6 protein-coding genes and 1 pseudogene are annotated in these 5288 nt (G+C 69.4%); all 7 read right to left on the bottom strand.

Annotated elements, in window-relative coordinates:
• Positions 1-203, bottom strand: a pseudogene (locus HPY23_RS32765) (hypothetical protein); the annotation flags it as partial.
• Between the two features lies 1 nt (position 204).
• Entirely contained in the window at positions 205-711 is a 507-nt protein-coding gene (locus HPY23_RS02115; protein WP_200601612.1) for a hypothetical protein, read from the bottom strand.
• A gap of 10 nt (positions 712-721) precedes the next feature.
• Positions 722-1420 (bottom strand): hypothetical protein, encoded by a 699-nt coding sequence (locus HPY23_RS02110; RefSeq protein ID WP_200601613.1) that lies wholly within the window; start codon positions 1418-1420, stop codon positions 722-724.
• A 77-nt stretch (positions 1421-1497) separates the two neighbouring features.
• Entirely contained in the window at positions 1498-2073 is a 576-nt protein-coding gene (locus HPY23_RS02105) for a glycoside hydrolase family 108 protein (RefSeq protein WP_091891905.1), read from the bottom strand.
• Positions 2074-2142: 69 nt separating this feature from the next.
• On the bottom strand, positions 2143-3882 hold the full coding sequence (locus HPY23_RS02100) for a hypothetical protein (RefSeq protein WP_139235095.1): 1740 nt from the start codon (positions 3880-3882) through the stop codon (positions 2143-2145).
• Between the two features lie 8 nt (positions 3883-3890).
• Positions 3891-4472 (bottom strand): hypothetical protein, encoded by a 582-nt coding sequence (locus HPY23_RS02095; protein WP_091891913.1) that lies wholly within the window; start codon positions 4470-4472, stop codon positions 3891-3893.
• Between the two features lie 8 nt (positions 4473-4480).
• The gene (locus HPY23_RS02090) at positions 4481-5155 is read right to left on the bottom strand and encodes a hypothetical protein (RefSeq protein ID WP_200601614.1); all 675 of its coding nucleotides are present in this window, start codon (positions 5153-5155) and stop codon (positions 4481-4483) included.
• Positions 5156-5288 lie beyond the last annotated feature (133 nt).

The raw sequence follows: 5288 nt of genomic DNA, 5'->3' as shown, positions 1-5288 counted from the left end.
AGGATGTTCAGGTACTCGGCCGGCCCCTGCAGGTGCACCATGGCGTCACCCACCGAGCCGGGCGCCGGGGGCGGCACCTCGTGCTTGTCCTTGTTGGCCCGCAGCACCATGCCGACACAGGTGACGGCCACGACACCGCCGACGAAGACCTGCAGCGCCGGCATCGACGAGAGCAGGGGGAGCAGTGCGATCAGGTGCTCCATACTACTTCACACGCTCCAGCGCAGCGAGGGCCCGGCCGAGCCGCGACCTGCGATCCACCGCGTCGAGGCGGGCCACGTAGCACGAGATCGCCTCGAAGATGGTCAGGGTCCCGAAGACCGGGATGACGAAGGACGGCGCCTCGGCCGTGAAGGCGTCGACCACCAGGGCGAGGGTCAGCTGTCCCATCACCAGGGCGCCAAGCGCCGAGCACACCGCCCGGACGTTGGCGCCGTTCGGCTTGGTGATTCCGTTGTTGATGTGGCCGTTCAGCCAGAGGGCGGTGACGCGCAGCACGCCCACCGCCCCGAAGAAAAAGGCCGTGTTGCCCTCGTTGAAGCCGACCTCGGCGATCGGCTTCAGGGCGGCGCGCTCCATCGTGTCGCCCGGCATTGCGAGCGTCACGGCGATCAGCAGCATCATGACCGCCATGGCCCATTCGAACAGGCGGTTAAAGCTGTAGGCGCCCGCCGGGTGGGCGGGCGTGCTCGGGCCGGCGGGGAAGAGCATGGCGCCCGCCCTACCGCAACGTCGCCGGCAGAGCAGCGATGACGGGCGCCAAGGTGTTGCGCTCGTTGGCGCCGTCCTCGAGGTTGAGCTTGCGGAACACGATCTCGGCGAGGCCGGCCTGCCCGCCGGCCGCCTCGATCGCCTTGGCCGGCGCTGCGTCGACCGCCCGCTGCACGGCTTTGGCGATCACCTGCGAGCCGACGTTGACCGACAGCTTGCCCTCCTTCACGGCCCCCGGCACGGCATTGATGGCGTACTCGGTCACGGCATTTGCCATCTGCTCCACCCGGGCCTGGGTCAGGAACAGCGCGGCCCAGGGATAGACCTTGCGGATGGCCTGGATCGCGTAGGCGGCGACCGCCGGGATGACGGCGGTGATGACGATCTCCCGGACGAGTTCGATCCAGGGGGCGGCCGACAGCGTGACGCGGGTGGCGTCCGCGGTGGCGAGTTCGGCGGCGAGCGCCGGCCAGGCCAAGTGCATTCCCACGAGCGCGGTGGCGAGAAGGCCGAGGATCGGCGGCCGTGTGCGGGCCGCGAGGCACACGCCACCGGCCAGCGCCACAACGCCGAGCAGCACGAGGCCGAAGGCGAGGCCATGGGCCGGGTTGCCGCCGACGGGCAGCATCTCGGCGATCGGGCCGGCGCCGGCCATGGCGGGAGAGCAGACGCAGGCGAGCGCCAGCGCCGCGAGGAAGATGCGGTGCATGATGGTGTCCTGATTGTGGGGTGCTCGGCTGGCCCGGCCGGCGCGGGTCGAAGTGCCCGGAGATTCCGGGAGGTTGGTCAGGCGGCGATCGGCTTGCCGCAGGTCGGACACTTGGCGGGGTCGGCCGGGGTCGCGGGCTCGGACGCCATGGCGAGCGCCGCCTTGCGCACCTCCTCGACCCGGCGGGCCCAGCCCTTGCCGAACCGCAACCAGGTCGAAAGTGCCCGCAGGAACGCCAGCCGCCCGTCGCACAAGGCGTCGATCAGGTCCGCGGGCTTGTGCGTCGCGACGGCCGCCAGGGTGAGCGGCCCGAGCCGGCCGTCGTCGGCCACCTTGAGGGCGCGCTGCAGACCAATCACCGCCCGCTTCTTCCCGCTGTTCACGGCGAAGTCGAACAGCGCGTAGCCGAGCCCGGGCGGCAGGGCGTCGGCTTGCACCGTATCCCAGTAATTCCGGCGGTAGATCGGCGCCACGGTCGCGACGGTGAGTGCCTTCACCTCCGCCTTGGTCGCAGGCCGGCCGAGCCACAGGCTCAAGGTGCCGATCGTCACCCCGAGCTTGGTGGCGCCGCCCGGGTCGGCCGGGTCGTCCACGTAGCCGCCCTCATGGGCCAGGACGAGCGGAAGCGCCCGCTCGAACGTCGTCGCGGTCATCCGGATCTCCAGATTGTCAGGGGGACGGCCAGGCGGCGCGTCAAATCGTGGATGCAGGTGGGTCTGGGCTTAGAGCAGGAGACCGCTCATCTGCGCCTTGCCCGCCGCGACCGTGCCGGTGGTCGAGGGCGTCGAGAGACTGAGCTTGAGCACGAGGGAGCCCCGCCCGGTGACTCGATACCTGCCAGTCAACGGGACCTCCTGCGTCGAGCCCGCAGCGGCGTCCCGGCGTTCGGCGACGTAGGCGCCGGTGTCGTCCCACGCGCCCGTGGCGCTGCCGCCATCGTTCATGAGAGCAACGTTCACCTGGCCCGCCGTCCCGCCCATTTGCGCCTGAACGTGGGCGTCGAACTGGTAGGTCTGCCCCACCTCGGCGCGCGGGATGAAGATCGACACGCTCTTGTCGGCGGTCGCCGACAGACTGATCGCGCTCGCGTTGCTGGCGCGGCCGATCGGGACGTTGCCGCCGATGCGCACGTTCTGGCCGGTCGAGAGGTCGACGTACTCGGCGACGGTTGTCTCGCCGTCGTAGCTTCCAAGGCATTCGTACTGTCGCGTGACAGCGCCGTCGGTGGTGCCGAGCAGCTTCAGGCCGGTCGACGACCGGATGTGCTCGATATCGGAGATGCGTGGCACGTAGGTGTCGGTTATCTCAAAGCCATTCCATGCGCCGCCGCCGGGATCTCCGGTCGTTGGATTGGGGTTTTTGTTTACGGCGTAGTTTTCCAGCTTCAGGCGTTTGATCCGGATGCCATCGCATTTCTTGATGCGCCCCGCGAGCGTGCCCGGCGTGCCGTCCGGCAAAATGCCGGGAGGCCCCCCCTTGATGAACAGCAAATCCGCGATGTCGGCATCCGGGCAGTTTTCGAGGTCGAACATCATGTCGATCGCGCTGATGTGGCCGCCCGACATCCGAAGCCACGGCCGCGCATTGAGATAGCGCGCGACGAGCCCCTGCCATACGCCGACGAAGACCGGCTCGATGACCCTCATCCCCTCGACGTACCCCTCCGACAAAAGGGAGGTTTTGGCATTCGACACGCGGGGATTGAACACCATGGCGTCGCTGGGGATGCTGGACATCCCCGTTCCGACGTAGTGAAACCCGACATCCATCGTCCCGAACGACGACCGCCCCGGGCCGTTGCTGAGATCGCGACGACCGACGATGTTGCAATTCATCGCGGTCATGTTGTGGACATCGACGGCCTTGATGCCCTCCTTCCAGCCATGCTGCCGGTCATTGTACCCACGGCAGACCACGAAGTTCAGGTTGCACCGGACATCGTTGCGGAACTGCCCGCTGTCCGACGCGCCGTAGGTGATCGAGGCGCCGATCGCGCTCTCCTGACCGAGGGTCAGGAGCGAAACCGCGTCGATGTGGGTCGACTGGTCCTGACTGCCTTGCGAGACAGAGCAGCCCGCGACACCCGCGGGGAAAACGATCGCGCTGCCCCGACCGCCGCCCATGACATGCAGCGGGGCATTGGTCCGGGCGATCGGGATCGTGCTGTAGTAGTAGCCCGGCGGCACGATCAGGGGGGCGCCCTCCGCCAGCGCTCGCGCGATCCCGCGGGTGCTGTCGGTGCGGATCGTGCCGTCGAAATCCCCCCGGCAGCCGAAGCGGTCGATCGAGACCGCGCCACGGAAGACGTCGGGGGCGCGCCCGAGCGCGGCGAGCGCGTAGGCCGGCTGCACGAGCCCCATGCCGATCGCGGTTGACACCATCCCGCGCACGAACGCTCTACGATCAATGCCGCGGGGCGAGGACGCGCGGGACCGCTCCGACGCGGCGAGGAGACGGGTCATCGGCAAGCTCACTGCGCGATCAGGACGGATGAGCCGCAGGCGTAGGGCTGGCCGGCGGGGACGGGGGCGGTAGTGCTGGCCGGGTCGCAGACCGGCAGGCCGGCGACGCCAGACGTGAGCATCGTGAGGGGGTAGATCTGGGCCGCGATCGTGCCTACAGCCGCACCGGCAGAGGCCATGACCGTCGCGCCAGACACGTCGCCTGTGAGCGACCCAACGGCGGCGGTCCCGGACACGGAGAGAGCCGGAGCTGTCACCGTACCCTGGAATGCCGGATTTGCGAGCGGCGCCTTGCTACCGAGGATAGTGGAGACTGCCGTTCCGCCGACGGTAGCGGTGTCGATCGCCCCCGAGAGACCAGATCCGATGAGCGACAGCGACGGCGCGGTGACGGCTCCCGTGAACGCGGGGGACGCCAGCGGAGCTTTGGCCCCGAGGACCGACGGGAGCGTTGAGCCGCCGATCGTGAGGGCGTCGGCCGGCCCCGTGGATCCGGCAGGAAGCCGAAGTGGGGCAACGGCGCCCTGCGCGAGGGCCGCGAACGGGGCGAGCGCGATGGCGGCAACGGCGAGCAGGCGAGCGATACGCACGGGAAACCTCACTGCGCGATGACGACCGGCCCGCCGGGGCCGAGATTGTAGGGGGCCCCCGTCGGCACCGGCGCCGGACCGCTGCCCGACCAGACAGGGAGGCTGTTGGCCCAGGCGACCCACAGGGCGGCCATCGCCGCGTTGAACAGCGGGTCGCCCGGCACGAGGGGCAGGCCGAGTGCGACCCTGGCGGCCGGCGCGTCCGTTGCCCCCGTCCCGCCCTGTGCGAGAGAAAGTGCAGTGGTCAGGCCACTAAGGCTGGTGATGTCCGAGTTGGCACCCCTCGCGGCCTTGCCGCCGATCGCGTCGCCGACAGGGTTGCCCAGCGCGGCCTTGGTGGCATCACTGGTGTTGTCGACATTGCCGAGGCCAAGCGCGGCTCGCGCACCCGAGGGTGTCTTCGCCCCCGTGCCGCCCTGGCCCACGGATAGTGCGGTGGCGAGACCCGATAGGCTCGTGATGTCGGAGTTGGCTCCGGCAGCCGCCTTGCCGATCAGATCCGTCCGATCGGCCTTAAGGTCTAGCGCGCCCTGCACGGCCGCGGTAGCCGCCTCGACGGCGGCCGTGATGCCCAGGCTGGAGATCGGCTGGATAATCCGGACGACCTTGCGCTGTCGCAGATCTTCGAGCCGGTAGACGGGCGCGAGCGCCAGTTGATCGACAGGAGTGGGGGAGGCGGCCATGGTCAGCCCCTTGCAGTCACGGTGCCGTCGAGCCAGATGCTCACGGCGCCGTCAGCCTCGACGACAGTGATGATGGTCCGCATCGGCGCGTCTGCGGGTAGCGCTGAGATGAATGCGGCCGTCATCGGGAAGT

Origin of the sequence: Methylobacterium ajmalii (assembly GCF_016613415.1) — a bacterium.
GTDB lineage: Bacteria > Pseudomonadota > Alphaproteobacteria > Rhizobiales > Beijerinckiaceae > Methylobacterium > Methylobacterium ajmalii.
The sequence above is the reverse complement of the archived record's forward strand: the minus strand, read 5'-3'. Positions and strand labels throughout refer to the sequence as shown.

Bases quoted from the DNA above. Each gene is read 5' to 3' on its own strand.
- HPY23_RS02115 (WP_200601612.1), bottom strand. From the start codon at position 711: ATGCTCTTCCCCGCCGGCCCGAGCACGCCCGCCCACCCGGCGGGCGCC.
- HPY23_RS02110 (WP_200601613.1), bottom strand. From the start codon at position 1,420: ATGCACCGCATCTTCCTCGCGGCGCTGGCGCTCGCCTGCGTCTGCTCT.
- HPY23_RS02105 (WP_091891905.1), bottom strand. From the start codon at position 2,073: ATGACCGCGACGACGTTCGAGCGGGCGCTTCCGCTCGTCCTGGCCCAT.
- HPY23_RS02100 (WP_139235095.1), bottom strand. From the start codon at position 3,882: ATGACCCGTCTCCTCGCCGCGTCGGAGCGGTCCCGCGCGTCCTCGCCC.
- HPY23_RS02090 (WP_200601614.1), bottom strand. From the start codon at position 5,155: ATGGCCGCCTCCCCCACTCCTGTCGATCAACTGGCGCTCGCGCCCGTC.